The following is a 17092-nucleotide window of genomic DNA, read 5'->3' as shown; positions in this document are numbered from 1 at the left end:
CAGGGTCGGTTATCGGGGCCCTCCCGGTCCCTGCCGGGGCGAGGGTGCGTGGTCGGTGAAGACCGGCATGCCAAGGTCGACCAGCTGCGGCCGACCATCGGTCGGAGATCTCTTGAGGCTGTTGAGCTTGGCCATCGCAGCGTCGAAGCTGACCTGGAGTCCCTCGACCTCGCCGAGCCAGCCGTTGGCGCGGGCTTCGCGGATGCGCTCTCGGAGGTTCTGGATGATCTCGATGAGGCGTGGTCTCTGGCGGGGATCCATCTGGAGGACGGGGCAGCGGATGCAGGCGTGTTCGTGCTTGCAAGGGGTTCCGTAGGGTCGCCCACAGCTGCCCAGTGACACCTTGCGGCGCTCGAAGTGCTGCTGGAACTCGTGCCACTCCTGCTCGGTGGGCTCGCGGTACTCGTCCTGCGGTCGGTCAGCCCGGCGCCGGTCGAGGAAGCCGCGGTAGGTCCGCACCAGCTCGTCCTGGAAGACCGCAAGGTAATGCCTGAGTGGTGGTCAGTGTCTTGTGTCCGAGGATGCGGGCGGCGATGTGGACGGGCAACCCGCCGGTGACGGCCTCGGTGGCGAACATCCGGCGGAAGTCGTGCGGGGTGTAGGTCAGGGGCTGACCTGCCTGGTCGCGTAGGCCGGTGGCTTCCAGCGTTCGATCGAGTCGGTGTTTGACTGCGGCCTCGCTCATGACCTGCGGCTGCCAGTAGGGCCGTCGCTGGAAGAGGTGGGGCAGCAGCGGGCCGGTGACGCGCTCGTGGGAGTCATAGCGGGCGACGAGCGGGATTTTGCCGCCGTTGGCGTCGTGAAGGCGCTTGATGATGGTGGCCAGGACGCTGGCGAGTTCGGGGCTGACCAGTAGGAGTCGTTCCTCGTTGCTCTTGGACGGAATGATCTGAAGCAGCGGAACAACTTCTCCGGTCTCGGGCAGCCGGTAGGAGACCAGCTCCAGATGCGTCAGTTCCGTGAGTTCCTCGGCTCGAACTCCGGTATGGCGCAAGGTCTCGATGACTGCCCAGGACCAGAAGGCGTCGTCCTCCACCAGGCTCTGGTTGATCCGCCGGCCGGTGGCACCGACCGGCCGGATGTAGACGTGCGGCGATCCGTGGTCCAGCCGGCTGGGAACCTGGTTCACCTTCAGCAGCTCCCGCACGTAGCTCGTCCCGCCGTGCTCGAAGATCCCGTTGGGCGGGGTGGCGCGAGCGGCTTCCAGCAGGGCGGCGGCCTCACGGTGGACTCGCTCGGCCGTCTGGGTCAGCAGCGGGAGGTGAGGGAGCCGCTCGCGCACCCGCTGGTGCATGCGTGCGGTGGTCTGCTTGTAGATCCTGTGGTTTCCGGCTCCATCGCCCCGGGTGATGGGGCTGGGGACGGCCCACTGTGCCCAGAACGGGTCCTCGTGCGCCCATTCCTGGATGTCGAGGTAGAAGCCTCGGACGCGCATCATCACGGCGATGCGGCCACGTCGCTCTTCGACCTCCCCGCTCTTGCTGTGAACGTAGGTCACGAGCCGCTGCTTCCAGCCGTCAATGACGTCGTCAGGGAGCCGGAGGGTGTCGATGCCGGGATGACGGGCCTCGATGTCCGCCCAGAAGACACCGGCCAGTTCCCGAACCAGTCCGCGGAAACTGCCGTAGTCGACACCGGGACGGCGTTCGTCGAGATACCGCACCAGCACGTTCCGGATCGCCGTCGACTGGATGTTGTAGGAGTCGACCAGCTCGTTCGTCGGCCGCTGGCCATATCGCAGAGCGTCTTTGAGGGTCTCCTTGGACTGGATAACGCCGACGCCTCGCAGCAGTTCCCAGGCCGTGTGGGTCCCGATGAACGCCTCACCTCGCAGCCGGCGACCCAGGGCCCGGACATGGAAGATGTCCTCAGCAGTCAGTTCATGCAGGTCACGGCCGGCGTGCAGGATCAGCCACGCCCGGGTTCGCGGCCACATACCCCCACCGTGGCAGGCGAATCGATCGGACATCGCGCGAGAACTCGTCCAACTTTGCTGCGCTCCTTGCTCGTTCGGATGCGCAACATCTACCGACTAGGCCGGCTGGGGGATGCGCCGTGGCCCGGCGAGTCGCTCGGTAGTCCGGTCAACACCTCTATGACCCACGCCAGCACATCCCATGCCGTGCGAGATGGCCGTGGCGAAGTCCAGGTAAGCGGCCATGCGGATCCAGGCTGATGGCCTCAGGAAGTCACTGTCCCCACTCCGGAATCGATGGCGTGGTCGATCCAGCAGCAGGCCGCCCGGCCCCTCGGTGTCCGCTCGTGGACGTCGTCCGGGCGGAGAGGTTGCGGCTGACCGGTCCTGCCGTGTGCCGGCATCGTGGTCAGCGGCGGCCTTCTCTGCCACCGCTGCCCGGCGGTGCCCGGGGTAGCGAGAGCGACGAACGCTTTCGACGGTCTCCGGATACGCCTGGGGCTTCCCGTGGCTGGCCAGTGCCCGGTAGAGGCTGGACAGGCCGGAGCCCGCTTCCCCGCGATGGACTGATCAGTCCTGCGCCACGTTCGCCGCGGTCACATTCTCGATCACGCGGCCGAGTTTGGTCTTGGCCCGGGTCAGGTCCTGAATGCGTGCGGCAATGCGGTCGCGTTCGATGATGAGCTGGTCGAGCATGGCCGGGGTCGCGACGCCAGTACTCACGCACGGCAGGAGTTCGACGACCGTACGGCTGGAGAGGCCGGCCGCGAAGAGGTCCTGGATGAGCTGGACCCGCTCCAGGGCTTCGTCCGGATAGTCACGCTGCCCACCGGACGTTCGCGCCGATTCCAGGAGCCGCTGTTCCTCGTAGTAGCGCAGGGCCCGCACGCTGACCCCTGACCGCCTGGCAAGCTGTCCGATGCGCATGCCGCAGGGCACTCCCTTCGTGCTCGTACCTCACGTTGACGTCAAGTTCAGGCTAGCGATGCCGACTCATGGGGCAGACCTGGGGGGGGCGCCCCCGCCCGCTCGATAACCTCACCCATCCGCGCCTGCCCTTCACCGGCCGGGCGGCAGTGGCGACTTGCACCTCACGTCAACGTCAGGTTCTACAGTGACGAGCGTCCGATGAACACGTCGTTCCGGCCCGTCAAAGTGAGGCAGACCATCATGCGCGCAGCCCGGTTCCACGCATACGGCGGAGCAGAGAGCCTGGTGATCGAGCAGGCCCCCGACCCTCACCCGGGCCCCGGTGAGATCCGTGTCCGCGTCGCGGCGGCCAGCGTCAATCCCATCGACTGGAAGCTGCGCGCCGGCGCCCTGCGCCAACTGATTCCCCTGGAGCTGCCCGCCATTCCCGGGCGCGACGGCGCCGGTGTGGTCGACGAGATCGGCGACGGGGTGCAGGGAGTGAGCATCGGCGACCGTGTCTTCGGGCTGGGCGGTGTCACCGGGGCGACGGCAGAGCTGCTCATCCTCTCGGCCTGGGCACACACCCCAGCCGCCTGGAACGACGAGCAGGCCGCTGGTGCCGGTCTCGCGTCGGTGACCGCGATGGGTGGGCTGAACGCGCTCGGTTCCCTCGCGGGGCGCACCCTTCTCGTCGAGGGCGCCGCCGGAGGCGTGGGCAGCGCGGCGGTCGAGATCGCGGCAGCGCAAGGTGCCACGGTGATCGGGACAGCCAGTGAGCGTAACCACGAGTTGCTCACCGCACTCGGCGCCGTTCCCACCACCTACGGCCCCGGCCTCGCGCAGCGTCTGTCCACTCTCGCCCCGCGCGGAGTCGACATCGCGCTCGACACCGCGGCCTCCGGATCGCTGGACGACCTCGTCGCGATCACAGGCGACCCGAAGCGCGTCGCGACGGTCGCCGACCATGCGGGCGGTCAGCGCCTGGGCACGCATGTGGTCAACGCGGAGAACGATTCTGCTCTCCTGTCCGCGGCGGCGGAGCTGGGCGGGCAAGGCCGCTACACACCCCGCATCGAACAGACTTACCCCCTGGAGCGGATCGCCGAAGCGCACGCGCACGCCGAGCGTGGACGCACCCGAGGAAAGATCGTGATCTGCATCTGAACAGGCCGCTCTGCATCTGAACACGCTCACGAGGTAGGCAACCCGCAACCTACGGGCCTACCTGGCGAGCGGGCCGTCGATCGGGTCCGGCAAGTGGGGGGGGGCGGGGCGAGCCGATCGCCACGGCGCCTCGTCAAGCGGGCCGATCGCCACGGCGCCTCCGTCGAGCACGCCGCCCCCACTCGGGCACCGCACCTGGCACGTGAGGCGTCGTCCACGGGCACCAGCCTCGTCCAGCCGCAGCAGCCCCGACAGATGTTCACGTAAGCCGTGATCACGCAGCCTCGCGCCCCTAGTCATTCCCAGCCTCATGCCGGCGCAACAGGGGGTGGTACGGTCCTGCCCCATAAATGTTCATCAGTATTCCGAACCATCATGTAGTCCGGTGTGAGGGTGGGGGCGCCCGGTTGCATTGCGACCTGAGCAGGGTTGAAGTCTCCCGTTCGAATAAGGCTCCACGACCGTCGCGGCCACCCGGCAGCTCCAGGGCGTGGACGGACCAGACGACCGGGATGGTTCAGTCTTTCCCTGGAAGGGTTGAGAAGTGACCGCTTCACAACAGAGCGAGAGCAGTCCCCCCGAGGCCACGTCCCGAGACCGGCTGGACAAGGGGGTTCTCCTCGTAGCCGGTGTGATCGTGCTGGGCGGGATCATGTCCATCCTCGACATCACGGTGGTGTCGGTCGGACTGCAGACGTTCCAGAAGGAGTTCCACGCGACCTCGGCCCAGGTGGCCTGGACGATGACGGGTTACACCCTGGCGCTGGCAAGCGTCATCCCGCTCACCGGCTGGGCGGCCGACAGGTTCGGTACCAAACGTCTCTACCTCCTTGCGATCGTCCTGTTCGCCGCCGGTTCCGCACTGTGCGCTGCTGCCACCTCGCTCGAGATGCTCGTGACGTTCCGCGTCCTCCAGGGCCTCGGCGGCGGCATGTTGATGCCTCTGGGCATGACGATCCTGACGCGTGCCGCAGGCCCTGAGCGCGTCGGCCGGGTGATGGCAGTGCTCGGTATCCCGATGCTGCTCGGCCCGATCTTCGGTCCCATCCTCGGTGGCTGGCTGATCGACGCCGCCTCCTGGCACTGGATCTTCCTGATCAACGTACCGATCGGTGCGATCGCGCTGGCCTATGCCGCGATCGTTCTTCCAAAGGACCGTGTGCAGCCGTCCGAGACCTTTGACTGGCTGGGCATGGTCATGCTTTCGCCGGGGCTGGCAACCTTCCTGTACGGCGTCTCCTCCATACCCGAGACGGGAACGGTCTGGGCTGCCAAGGTGCTCGTTCCCGCGGGCATAGGGCTGGTTCTCATCATCGCGTTCGTGCCGTGGGCCCTGCATCGGCGCAACATTCACCCGCTGGTCGACCTGCGCCTGTTCCTCAATCGGGACATGAGCATCTCGGTGATCGCGATGTCCCTGTTCGCCGTGGCGTTCTTCGGCGCCAGCCTGCTGTTCCCGCTCTACTTCCAGCAGGTGCGCGGCGAGTCGGCGCTGGACTCCGGGCTTCTCCTCGCACCGCAGGGTGTGGGGGCGATGATCACGATGCCGATTGCCGGCATGCTCGCCGACCGCATCGGACCGGGCAAGATCGTGTTGACCGGCATCGCCGTGATCACGGTGGGCATGGGTATGTTCACGCAGCTGACCTCTGACACGTCCTACACGTACATCATCGCCGCGCTCTTCGTGATGGGCCTCGGAATGGGCGCCTCGATGATGCCGATCATGGCATCAGCGCTGGCCACTCTCACGGACCACAACGTCGCCCGTGGCTCGACGCTGATGAACATCGTCCAGCAGGTCGCGGCCTCGATCGGCACTGCCCTCTTCTCGGTGCTCCTCACCAACGGCCTGAAGGACGTCGACGCGACCTCGCCCGCCGGGGTGCAGACACAGATGGGTGAGGCGTTCGCCTCGGTGTTCCTGGTAGCGACCATCCTGATCGCCTTCTGTCTGGCCCCCGCCGCCCTCCTGCCTCGGAGGAAGGTCAAGGACGCAGACCCCACGGTGCTGATGGGCCACTGAGCGGGCGGCGGATCGTCGACGCCGTCCGTTCCTGTCCACGCAGATCCGGTCACGTGGTGCTCGCAGCTTCTCGCCCCATCACCCCGACCGGCACTCCGAGCACGAGCGCGACGCACCACACCCCCGGAGGGGACGGTCGACCAGGCCGTTGCACGGGCGGCACGCACCGCCCAGCGCGTGGGCGGCGGGGCCGGCAGCGGCACGTGGGATTCGGGCGGGGCGGGACCGTTCGTCGTCAAGACGCGAACCTCTCGCACCGCCCGGCCCGGCACGTCGTTATTCGCCGTGTGACGCTCACCGGCCAGCACTTGGTCGAGAGGGAAGGTGGGGTGGGGGCATCCGGACCTGCACCAGATCGTCTGCTTGATCCTGTTGCCTCGTCCGGACACACGTCTTCGCACTCACGACCCGGCTGATCAGTGGTCCCAGGAGGGGAGCCGTGCGAGGTCGGTGTCGTGCATGATGCGGTCGACGGTGTCCGCCAGGATGCTGTCGCCGTCGATGACGGTCTCGATGCCGCCGGGCAGCAGATCGAGCGGCCGGTACCACTCGCGCAGCTGCCTCTCGCCGACCTCGTCCGCGATGGGTTTGGTCGCGTGCCGGGCCAGGGTCTCCGGGAAGGGGACGTCCAGGTAGTAGCAGTGGGTGTGCCCGCGATGGTCGGCACGCAGTTGCTGAAGCATCTGCCCGTAGCGGTCCGCGTACAGAATTCCTTCGAGGACGACGTGATACCCGGCATCGAGGCTGTAGCGGGCGACGGTATCGATGAGCCCGATATTCGCACCGCCAGGAAGGTCGTGCTCGCGCAGGACGACCCGGCGAAGGTTGTCCTGGCCGACCAGGGCCAGCCCGCGGCCGAAGCGCTCCCGGATGCCGGCGGCGACCGAGGACTTGCCCGAAGCGCTGTTCCCACGCAGAACAATGAGCCTGGTCTCTGTGGCACCCACCATCATCCGCCCCACGGTACCGGCGGACACTGCCCCATCGAGGAACCTCGGCCGGGTTGCAACACGGTGGTGCCAGACGCGCACCAGCAGCCCTCTCTGGCGTATCCGCAGGTCATGAGGGCTTGCGTGGGGTGTTCCACCTGCTGTCCCACCACACCGGCGCGACCCTCGCACAGTCAGTGCCGGAATCTCCGCCGCCGGGGGCATGGCCCGCATGACCTTGCCGCGATGGGCTGCTCAAGGATTTCTCCTGCATGTCGTTCTCTCATTACGGTTGCCTCATGACTGATGACGGCGTGGTCGCGGATGAGGCGATCCGTGCAGCGTGGGACTCGTACCGAGTTCTGGAGAAGCGAGTTTCCGCAGAAGAACGCCGGCAGGCGCAGCAGCGGGTCCAGGCAGCGACGGACGCCTACGGGCGCGACGAGGTATCCCGGGGAACGGTCTTCCTGGTGGGTGTGCTGACCGGATACCTGATGGTCGAGCGGGATGGCAGAGAGGACCGCCTGGATCCCCTCAGCGATCTGATCCCCGCTGTGGTCCGCAGGCTCCCCGGCTTCAAGATGGCTGACCCGGCTCAGGTGCCGATGGTCACCGGTGTCCTCATGGCCGCGGCGATGGGGATGGACACAGTGGCGTGGCGCGATCAGTTCGGGCCGATCCCGTCGGCGGAAGCACTGGTGCACAGCTTCGTGCTGTGGTTGCTCGCTGATCTCTTCGACTCCATGACGGACCGGCCCGGCACGATCGACCAGCTGATGCGGGAGACCTTCGACTCCATGACCGCCGAACCCGGCTGACGTGCGGACGCGCAAACGACTCGCCCGACTCACCACGTAGCACCCTGTCTGGAGGGCACCCTCCGCCGACGGTCCCACCGGTCCACCAGCGCACCGCCGAGCACCCCGAAGAGCAGCCACGGCAGTGTGCCGGCGGCCGTGACGACGGCGAGTGCCATCGGGTCCCACGTCAGGGCGAGGAGCAGCAGAGCCGCGTGCGACACCCCGTCGCCGAGCGAGGACACCGTCTGTGCGGTCCAAAGCCGTCCGAAACCGGTCGGCAACTTTTCAGCTGCTGACGTCACTTGGTGCCCCCTTCGGCCCGCTTGCGCGGTGTCGGGTGAAACAGTGCGAAACGAGTGACGCGTCCGGCAGCGACGGGTCGGAGAGTTCCCGGTACTCGTCCGCCAGCGCCTGCAGCCGTGCCCCCAGCTCCGCGAACTGGTCCTCGGTGAGCCGCAGATGCGCCATCCGCACATGCCGCTCGCCATCCGCCGGCGCTGCCTCCAGGTCCGCCACCGCATGCCGCATCAGCACATCCGGCCCGCCCTCGGCCGGGTCCGGCAGCACGATCGACTGCGCGGCCATGGCGTAGTACCGCTCGGTGACGCCCCGGACCTTCCGCGTTCGCACCACCTTCACCAGTCCGGCCCGCCCGAGCAGCCGTACGCGGTAGCTGGAACTCCCCTTCGCCAGGCCCACCCGCTCGGCGATCTGCGTGATCGTCGCGGGCTCGAAGCGGAGCACGGCCATGACCCGGTGCCGCGTGAGGCTGGAAAGGGTGTTCGTCCGTGGGGAAGGTCGTCGGTAGACGCGGGCTCAATGGTCAATACTTCTTGACTACTGGTCAAGGGGGGTTGCCCAGCCTCTCTCTGATCCGTCAAGGGGCCCCGGATTCCCCGGGACCGGTCACCGCTCCCGGGACACCGGTGGATTCGCCGATGGCGGCCCGTCGCGATGCGTGGAAACTGCGGTCTCAACGCACTCGACCCACTGAGACACGCATTCACGGAGGCAATCCATGCGCATGCTTTCTCGGTTACCCCGGCGGTCCGTCACCGCCACCGCGCTGTGGGCGCTGCTCTGCGGCGCCCTCACCGCCACACCCCTGGCCGTCCCGGCCGCAGCTTCCCCCGCCGCGGCCGCGAGCCCCACGGTCACTGTCCCGCCCGCCGGCAGTCACGGCTTTCCGTTCCTCGCAGCGGCGGAGGACCTCGGCTCGTTCGGCTACACGGAGAGCGAGTACTTCGTTTCGGGCACGGCCACGTCATACGCCAAGTCCGGCTTGTGGAAGTCGGACGGCCGGTGGAACGTCCGCGCGTCCGGCACCGCCGCGTACAAGAGCCGCCTGCTGGTGCGCCGCCCTGCCGATCCCGCGAAGTTCAACGGCACGGTGGTCGTGGAGTGGCTCAACGTCAGCGGGCAGTTCGACCTCTCCCCGGACTACTGGTTCCAGCGGGACGAGCTGCTGCGCCAGGGATACGCCTGGGTCGGCGTCTCGGCACAGGCCGTCGGGGTGAACGGCGGGCTGGGTGAGATCAAGGGGCTCAAGGGCTGGGACCCGGCCCGGTACGGAAGCCTGGTCCACCCCGGCGACGCCTTCGCCTACGACATCTTCTCCCAGGCCGGCCAGGCGCTGCGCACTCCCGAAGGGGCGGACCCGCTCGGCGGACTTCCGGTCCGGACGCTGCTCGCCGACGGCGAGTCGCAGTCGGCGGGGTTCATGACGACGTACGTCAACGCCGTCCAGCCGGTGTCCCAGGTCTACGACGGCTTCATGGTGCACAGCAACAGCGCGATCGCCTCTCCGATCAGCGGCGTGCTCGCCGACACGCTGCTGATGCCGAACCCGTCCCGGATCAGGACCGACCTGCCGGTTCCGACGTTCGTCGTGCTCACCGAGACCGATGTGCCGGGCGCCGCGACGGCACGACAGCCGGACACCAGCAGTGTCGTGCACTGGGAACTGGCCGGCACCGCGCACGGCGACCAGTGGGCCTTCGACCTCGGCGACGCGACGGTGCAGAAGTCGGCGGGCTCCGCCGCGCCGTCGCCCGACTGCGCCGCCGGGTCGGCCCCCTTCAACGACGGGCCCGGCCACTGGGCGATGAACTCGGCGCTGCGCCACCTGGCCACCTGGGCGCGGGGCGGTACGCGGCCGCCGAGCGGTCAGCCGCTGAGCACCCTCCTGCGTGACCCGGCCACCGGCCTGGCCACCGGCGGCGTCCGCCTGCCGGACGTCACGGTGCCCACCCGTACGCTCACCGGCTCCCGCGACACCACCGGCAGCGGCGTGTTCTGCGGCCTGTACGGTGCCCGCGACCCGTGGAACGGCGATGCTGACGCCTGGGACCGGCACGACGACGGCGACCCGTCCGACCCCCGTTTCCCGGCCACCGCGGAACCGGTGCTCGCCCGGCTCTACCCGACCCACGCCGACTACGTGAACAAGGTACGCAACGCCGCGCAGACGTCCGTCAATGCCGGCTATCTGCTCCCGGAGGACGCGACGACGATCATCGCCGCCGCGCAGGACTCGGGCATAGGCGGCTGACCCACCGGGCCGTCTCACCGGCCGTGACCCCGCCCCGGCACCAGCTCGGCGCGGGGTCGCGGTCGCGGTCGCGGTCGCGGTCGGCAGACCGTGGACCGTCGGCGCATCGAACACCGGCGCAGGCACCGGTGGGACGGTTCCCTGTGGGTGGCCACGTCCGTGTCGCGCAGGACCATGCCGGTGCCCGCCGTTTCCTCGCCACGTGGCGCGGCGGGGAGACGCGCGTGCACGTTCTCCGGCGAGACGCGCGTGCACGTTCTCCGGCCGCAGGCGGGCACCGGCGGAACAGGCTCCGTGGCTCTCTGCACACGACTCATCGTGGTGCGGTCTCCCCCGCCGGGTGCCGCCCGGGCGACGGTTGCGGATGAGGTCGCGGTGACGCCGGCCAAGCTCAGCCGGTCTGCACGCGTGCGGCGGACAGGTTGCCGAGAATCGATGAGACCGTCTGGGCCGGCGTCTGCCAAGAGGTGTCCAGCCAGAGCCCGATGCGCGGCGTCTCCTCGCGCAGGGTCCGGTCGAGGGCCTCGACCGTCCACCCGGCGCCGTAACCTGTCTTCGAGCGCTCGGCCTCTCTGCTGTGCACGGTTGTCGTGGAAGGAGCCAGCACGACGACGTACAAGGGTCGCGTGTGCACCCTGGCGACATACCGGACCAGATCCTCCCCCAGGACGATGTCCTGGACGACCGCGGTCCAGCCGTGGTGCGCGTACTCGTCGGCCACCAGCGCGGACAGCCGGTGGCGCAGGTCCAGTTGGGCCCTGGCCTCGACGGTCTCGTCAGGCAGCAGCTCCTCCCGGCCGGATACCACCATCCGCCGGAACACGTCGCCGCGCACGTGGGCGGCTCGGGGCAGCCGCCCCGCCAGCAGTTCGGCCACGGTGGACTTCCCCGCCGCCATCACGCCGGTGATCAGGACGACTGCGGAACCCAGTTCGGTGCTCACGGGGACCTCTCGTGTGCGGGCGCCGTGCCGGACGCGTGCCCCTCTTCGGGGAGCCGACGTGCAGCCCCTGGTCGAACAGGTCTCACGTCGAGATCATGTCCGTCACGACCAGAGGCTCCTTGTCGGTCAGCCATGTTGCCATGCCCGCTGTCCCGTGCCGTTGCGTTCCCTGCTGTGGACCGCCTGTACGGCCGACTGCCGTGCTTCGCCGTCCGGCGCCCCGCCTTTCGCGTCGGAGCCCGGCCGTCACGTCAGCGCTCGGCCATCACGATCACCTCGTCATCCGCGCCCCAGTACCGGACCTCCGCCTTGGCCGGGTTGATGCGCACCTCATGGTCGTTCCCTGCTCGTGCCGTGCCGCTGGTGCGGTATCCGAGGGCGCACTCCCCCCGGCGCGAGGCGGCCTCGACGACGGTGGAGAAGGAGGCCCGGTGTCCTGGGCGGACGTAGTCTCCGACGGGCTTGAGGTGGATTCCGTTGCCCTGCGGAGCCAGTAGCTCTCCGAAGAGGCCGGCGAGATGCCAGTTCTGGGAGATCTGAGCCATCAGAAGACCGACCAGTTTTCCGCTCACGATGAAGTCGGCGCCGACTCCGGCGGGTGCGAGGGCTCTGTTGCGGTCGTCGGTCATCTCGGTGACCACCCGGACCGGGACCCCTGACGCGCGCTCACGGTCACGCAGGAGCAGCAGCGTGACCAGGGTCCGGTCGTCCGGGGAGGTACAACCGGGCCCGTGGTCGGGGCCGAGCACAATGACGCCGTCGTGGGCGGAGAGGTCCAGCTCGTTCACCGTGCCCGGAAGGGTGGGGTCGCCCGGTCCGAAGGTGACGGTCAGTGCGGGAGCGGCTTGCGCGGCGGCTCGTACCTCTGCTGCCAGGCTCTCGCTGCCTCGGGCCACGACATGGAGGACGGAGCCGGCCGCGACATGGCCGGAGAGGTGGCGGACGATGTGCCGGGCGCGGCTGTTCCACCCCAGGAGAAGCACCCGTTCGGGACGGGCTGCTGCCGGTGCCCGGTTCACCATGGCCGACTCGTCGAATGCGGCGGGTTCGTGGGTGGTGACCGTGGTGTCGTCGTCCTGGGCGATCACCACGAGCCGGTCGCCCGGGTTCAGGACCGAGGTGGCCGGCGGATTGAGACGGAGGGCCCCGTCCGCCCGTACGACCCCGACCACGCTGGACGTGGGGCATGCCCGCAGCACTTCGGCGAACACACGGCCGGTCTGGGCCGGTGCGTCGACGACGTAGAACTCGTCGCCGGCGAAGTCGAGCAACTCCTGGTAGACGAGGGACAGCCCGGGCTGCCTCGCGCACTGGGCGACCAGCCGGGCGGTGACGTCGTCGATCTCGAGCACGACTGCGTCCGGGCCGGCCGCGAGTTCGGCGGCAAGGCGGTAGTGGGCATCTCGCACCACCGCCACGGTCCGCACCCGGCTGTCGCCGTCCACCGCGGTCCGCAGGGCCAGCAGGTTCTTGACGATCTCCGCGTCCTCCTGCGGGTGGTCACGTGGCAGGACCAGGACGACATCCGCCGTGGCGGGGCTGACCCGCGTGAGTGCGGCCGGATCGGTGGGGCGTCCGTTGCGGCAGATGACCCTGGTCCGGCCGGTGCCGCCCACCTCGCTGCGCAGTTCCTCCTCCATCTCGGTCACGTCCCGGTCGGCCAGGATCGCGATGGCACCTCGGCGCTGGTTGGCGTTTGCCGCGACGAGCTCGGCCACCACGGTGAAGATCTGGTCCGACCAGCCGAGCACTACGGTGTGACCGCTCTCCAGCACCGTGGAGTGGCCACGCCGCAGGGCGATCAGCTCCTCGGTGATCGCCGTGGTGATGAGGCCCACGATGGTGGAGACGTAGAAGAGCGCCATCAACGCCAGCAGGACCGACAGAATGACGCGCAGCGGTGAACCGACCTCTCCGCCCAGCCTGAGGGTCTGCCCGACGCTCCGCCACACCGCCGCCGTCTTGGCCCATGCCGTGTCCGGGGCCTTGTCGTCCGTCCACACCAGCAGTGCGCTGACCGGGATCACAACGGCCAGGCATGCGACGGCCAGCCATCCGATGAGCGCGGTCACCCCTCTCGCCAGCGTGTTGTCGAACCAGTACCGGGCGCGCTCGTGCAACGGAGCCCGTGACGGCGGTGTCTCCTGCGCCGGGCCCGGGTCCGGCGGCGCTGTGCTCCGTGGCTGTCTCTGCTTCCCCACGCGGGCGCCGGACGCGCTCCGGCGCCGGCCCTGATCCTTGATCATCCTGTACACAGCAGCAGCGTGCGGAATCGGCTCCGACGCCACACGGGTATCGGGCGGCGTTTCATCCGATAGGGATCGGATCCGGGGAACCGGCAGTCTGCCGACCCTGCGGCACGCCCGCCCGGACGGCCGGGCCCTCGTGCTCGCCGCCACCCCTGGCCTGCCAGTTCTTCCACCCGTTCGGTCCGGCAGCCGTGATTCCGTTCTTCCCTCCCACACTGCCCGGACACAGCAGAACCCTTGACGTGCGACGGGCCGCAGGCAAGGATGACCGGAATCTGACAACGTTGTCATTCTTGCGGAGGACCCATGCCCGACAACCCGGCCTACTACGACAGACGCAGGTTCGTCCAACTCGCCGGCCTGGCAGGACTGTTGACCGCGGGTTCGCTGGCTCTCCCGGGCATGGCGTCAGCCGTGGAGCCGTCGGTTGCCCCCGGCACGCTTCACGACGACGTGGAACCGGACAGCATCGCGGACACCTATTACCAGGTGCTGCTGACGCACACGCGCTGGGCGGAGACGCAGTGGGACTCCGCTCTCGGGCACTACACGGCCAAGGACTTCGGCTTCGCGGTGGTGCTCGGCAATGCCGTGCTCCTGACCCAGGGAACGTACGACTCCGGGCGCGCCGGCATCGGCCGGGACGAGCTGCTTTCCCGCACGCTTGCCACGATCAAGCACTTCGCGGCGTCCAATCGCCTCACGGGCGGCACGGAGTGGGGCCGCACGCTGTTCTTCGACACGACCTTCCAGTTGTACTTCGTGCTCGCCGCCCGGTTGCTCTGGGATCAGCTGGACGACGTCACGCGGCAGAACGTCGACACGATCGCCCGCGAGCAGGCGCAGTACACCACCGCCCTCGGCACCAAGAACGACCCCGCCTCCGGGAGCTGGACGCCGAACGGCCTGAAGGGCGGCTTCGTCGGGGACACGAAGCTTGAGGAGATGGGCGTCTACGCCCAGTCCCTGGCACCGGGCCTTGCCTGGGCCCCCGATGACTCCCGTCACGGCGAGTGGTCGGCGGCCTTCGGCCGGTGGACGCGGAACGAGGCGGGGCTGCCCGCGGCGGATCTGGCCAATCCCGCCCCGGTCGACGGAGTCGCCGTGCGGGAGAACACCGCGACGAACCTCTACGACACCTTCATCGTCGAGAACCACAACTCCTTCGGCCCGCACTACCAGGAGGAACTGTGGCGTACCTCCGGCCGTAACGCCGCCCACTTCATCGCCGCGGGCCGTCCCATGCCGCAGGTCCTCACCGCGCAGCCGAACGCGGGTCCGCTGTGGCGCACGCTGCTCATGGTGATGAGCGACGCCGGCGAACCACTGATGCCGATGGTCGCGGACCGCGAGCACCTCTACGGCCGCGATGTGATCCCGCTGGCCTTCCTGGCCCAGGTGACCGGGGACCGCGCCGCCGCCTGGGCGGAGGCGGCGATGGCCAAGCGGCTGGCGCCCTACCAGGCGTACGCGCCGGAGTACCGGCTCGCCAAGTTCTCGGGTGAGGCGAAGTACGAACCGGAGGCCCGGGCCGAGATCGCCATCAGCTATCTGCTGCACCGGTGGCGGGCGGCGCACGGTGGTGTCGTGGCACCGCTGTCCGACGAGGAGTTCTACGCACAGGCCTCCGGCGTACGGGACTTCGCCGACGGCCCCGGTCTGGTGGTCCAGCAGACGCCGGCGGCCTGGGCGGCCGCGGTGAGCAAGCCGGGTTTCGTGAAGTTCGCCTGGCAGCCCGCCCATGACGACTGGCTGTTCGCACTGAGCGGCAGCACCCCGATGTTCCTGCCCTCGACCGCGAGCAAGGTGCTGCGGCGCTCGGTCACTACCTACCGGCAGGTCCGCGACGGTATCGACGCGACCGCCTCGGTACTCGAACTCGAGACCGGAATCGCCGGATTCACCACTCTCCCGTCGGGCGCGGTCGTCTACGCGACGAGCGGTACGGCCGCCGGTGAGGGACACCTGCAGATACACAACCTGACGATGCCGGGGCTGGCAGGCCTGGACGGCAGTCGTACGTACACCGCGGCCGAGGGATCGGTCCAGGTGGCGTCGAAGGACAGCGGGAACACCTCGGGCGGGTCCGGGCCCCGGGTGGACACCCTTGCGCTCCCCCGCGGTTCCCACCGGTTCGTCCGGATGCAGGGCGTCTCCGGACATCCGCAGTACGGGTACTCCCTGTACTCCTTCTCCGTCCGGGACGGTGCGGACGGAGCCGATCTCGCCCGCGCCGCCGTCGCCACCGCCTCGTCTGCGACACCCGGCCGCGAGGCGGCATGTGTGGTGGACGGGGACGGCAGCACCCGCTGGGCCGTCGCCGTCGCCGAACGGGGCCGTCAGGACAGCTGGCTGACCATCGACCTCGGCAGCGCCGTCGCCTTCGACCACGTCACCCTGGCCTGGGAGTCGGCGGCTGCGAGCAGATACCAGGTACAGGGTTCCGACGACGGGGAGAACTGGACCGAACTGACGCGCTTCCCGGAGGCCGAGCTGACGAGCCGCGGCGGCTGGCTCTCCGTGGACAAAAGGGCCGGGCTGGTGGTGCGTGACTCCGCGCATCCGATTGCCGTCTACGGGGACATGGTGGTGCTGTCCGACGGTCCTGCCGAGGCACTCACCGTGGAGGGACTTCCGAACGGAGATCCCGCAGCACTGCGGGCGGCGGCGTCCCAGGAGGCACCACGGGCCGATGAGCCCGCCGTTCACGCCAGCACCGCCGGCGGACACCTGAGCCTGTTCAACCTCTCCCCCGGCTCCGTGAAGACCGTGGTGACTCTGCCCCGGCAGGGCGCCGACATCGTTCTCTACGCCGGTTCGCAGACGGTGACCGACTCCGGCACTGGCTTCGCGGCCGAACTGGGCGGCGCGAGCGCCGCTGTCGCCCCGGCCCGTTTCACCCTGCGGCCGGCGACGGGGCGGACGGTGCCGCCGGGTGTCCGGGCGGATGTGGTCGACGCCGCGACCGTGCGGCTGACCGGGCCGTCCTGCGAACTGCTCGTGACTTCGGCCGGCGGACGGCGCACGAAGGTCCGGCTGCGCCGCGGCCGGACCGCGACCGTGTCGGTGCGCGATGTCGCCCCGTATCCGCTCGACGATGCCGCGCTCGGATGCGACACGTTCCCGAACGCACCGCGCCCCGCGGGCATGTCGGACCCGTCAGCCGCAGTGGACGGCGACCCCCACACGGCGTGGACACCGGGATCCGACCGGGCCCGGATGGTCGTGGACCTCGGCTCGGCGCTCCCCGTCGGGCGGGTCCTCGCGGAGTGGACGACGAGCAGGGTGCCGGGGGCGACGGTCGAGTTCAGCGACGACGGCGTCACCTACCGCTCCGGCGGAACACTGCGGGGCCGCAGCACCACGACCGGCCTCACGGCCGGCACCACCGCACGCTACGTGGCGCTCGACGTCACGGGCTGGCGCAACGGGCACGCACGCCTCAGGGCCCTTTCCGTACTCCCCCGGTAAGGACTCCTGACACCGCCCGGCCCGGTTACGGCCTCGTCGGCAGCACAAGCCGCCGGCGACGCCGCACCCGCGGCCGGGCGGCTCGGCGTCCCGGTAGCCGCTGGGCGGCTTGGGCATGGTGCGGTCTCGCCG

At 69.3% G+C, this 17092-nt stretch carries 11 protein-coding genes and 2 pseudogenes; 5 read left to right on the top strand and 8 right to left on the bottom strand.

Features of this window, described 5'->3' with window-relative positions; all coding sequences use genetic code 11:
- Nucleotides 1-9: 9 nt before the first annotated feature.
- The 3 genes from OG446_RS36625 to OG446_RS36615 all read right to left on the bottom strand — a co-directional run bounded on the left by OG446_RS36625 (nt 10) and on the right by OG446_RS36615 (nt 2842).
- Nucleotides 10-459 carry a hypothetical protein gene (locus tag OG446_RS36625; RefSeq protein ID WP_328898088.1) on the bottom strand — a complete coding sequence of 150 codons (450 nt, stop codon included), beginning with the start codon at nt 457-459 and terminating at the stop codon, nt 10-12.
- Nucleotides 419-1936, bottom strand: a complete 1518-nt coding sequence (locus tag OG446_RS36620) for a site-specific integrase (RefSeq protein ID WP_328898087.1) — start codon at nt 1934-1936, stop codon at nt 419-421. Before OG446_RS36620 ends, OG446_RS36625 begins: the two co-directional genes overlap by 41 nt.
- Before the next feature lie 549 nt (nt 1937-2485).
- Entirely contained in the window at nt 2486-2842 is a 357-nt protein-coding gene (locus OG446_RS36615; protein ID WP_269280745.1) for a MerR family transcriptional regulator, read from the bottom strand.
- Between the two features lie 243 nt (nt 2843-3085).
- Here OG446_RS36615 and OG446_RS36610 point away from each other — a divergent pair, with 243 nt between their 5' ends.
- Together OG446_RS36610 and OG446_RS36605 are read left to right on the top strand one after the other, a co-directional pair.
- The gene (locus OG446_RS36610; protein WP_328898086.1) at nt 3086-3991 is read left to right on the top strand and encodes an NADP-dependent oxidoreductase; all 906 of its coding nucleotides are present in this window, start codon (nt 3086-3088) and stop codon (nt 3989-3991) included.
- A gap of 631 nt (nt 3992-4622) precedes the next feature.
- Nucleotides 4623-6017, top strand: coding sequence for a DHA2 family efflux MFS transporter permease subunit (locus OG446_RS36605; RefSeq protein WP_328898085.1), 1395 nt, complete (start codon nt 4623-4625; stop codon nt 6015-6017).
- A 416-nt stretch (nt 6018-6433) separates the two neighbouring features.
- Here the strand turns inward: OG446_RS36605 and OG446_RS36600 are convergent, their stop codons facing one another.
- Nucleotides 6434-6967 (bottom strand): kinase, encoded by a 534-nt coding sequence (locus OG446_RS36600; protein WP_328898531.1) that lies wholly within the window; start codon nt 6965-6967, stop codon nt 6434-6436.
- A 278-nt stretch (nt 6968-7245) separates the two neighbouring features.
- Between OG446_RS36600 and OG446_RS36595 the strand changes: the two genes are divergently transcribed.
- Nucleotides 7246-7764, top strand: a complete 519-nt coding sequence (locus tag OG446_RS36595) for a hypothetical protein (protein WP_328898084.1) — start codon at nt 7246-7248, stop codon at nt 7762-7764.
- 62 nt (nt 7765-7826) lie between these two features.
- Here OG446_RS36595 and OG446_RS36590 read toward each other — a convergent pair.
- Both OG446_RS36590 and OG446_RS36585 read right to left on the bottom strand, forming a co-directional pair.
- Nucleotides 7827-8027: pseudogene (locus OG446_RS36590) on the bottom strand (MFS transporter); the annotation flags it as partial.
- Nucleotides 8028-8044: 17 nt separating this feature from the next.
- Nucleotides 8045-8523: pseudogene (locus tag OG446_RS36585) on the bottom strand (ArsR/SmtB family transcription factor); the annotation flags it as partial.
- A 241-nt stretch (nt 8524-8764) separates the two neighbouring features.
- On the opposite strand from OG446_RS36585, the gene OG446_RS36580 reads away from it, so the two are divergent.
- Entirely contained in the window at nt 8765-10297 is a 1533-nt protein-coding gene (locus OG446_RS36580) for an alpha/beta hydrolase domain-containing protein (RefSeq protein ID WP_328898083.1), read from the top strand.
- Between the two features lie 391 nt (nt 10298-10688).
- Here the strand turns inward: OG446_RS36580 and OG446_RS36575 are convergent, their stop codons facing one another.
- Together OG446_RS36575 and OG446_RS36570 are read right to left on the bottom strand one after the other, a co-directional pair.
- Nucleotides 10689-11240 (bottom strand): AAA family ATPase, encoded by a 552-nt coding sequence (locus tag OG446_RS36575; protein WP_328898082.1) that lies wholly within the window; start codon nt 11238-11240, stop codon nt 10689-10691.
- A 251-nt stretch (nt 11241-11491) separates the two neighbouring features.
- On the bottom strand, nt 11492-13312 hold the full coding sequence (locus OG446_RS36570) for a CASTOR/POLLUX-related putative ion channel (protein ID WP_328898081.1): 1821 nt from the start codon (nt 13310-13312) through the stop codon (nt 11492-11494).
- Nucleotides 13313-13795: 483 nt separating this feature from the next.
- On the opposite strand from OG446_RS36570, the gene OG446_RS36565 reads away from it, so the two are divergent.
- A complete protein-coding gene (locus OG446_RS36565; protein ID WP_328898080.1) occupies nt 13796-16960 on the top strand; it encodes a discoidin domain-containing protein in 3165 nt (1054 codons plus the stop codon).
- Nucleotides 16961-17092 lie beyond the last annotated feature (132 nt).

Source organism: Streptomyces sp. NBC_00236 (assembly GCF_036195045.1).
Taxonomy (GTDB): domain Bacteria; phylum Actinomycetota; class Actinomycetes; order Streptomycetales; family Streptomycetaceae; genus Streptomyces.
The sequence above is the reverse complement of the archived record's forward strand: the minus strand, read 5'-3'. Positions and strand labels throughout refer to the sequence as shown.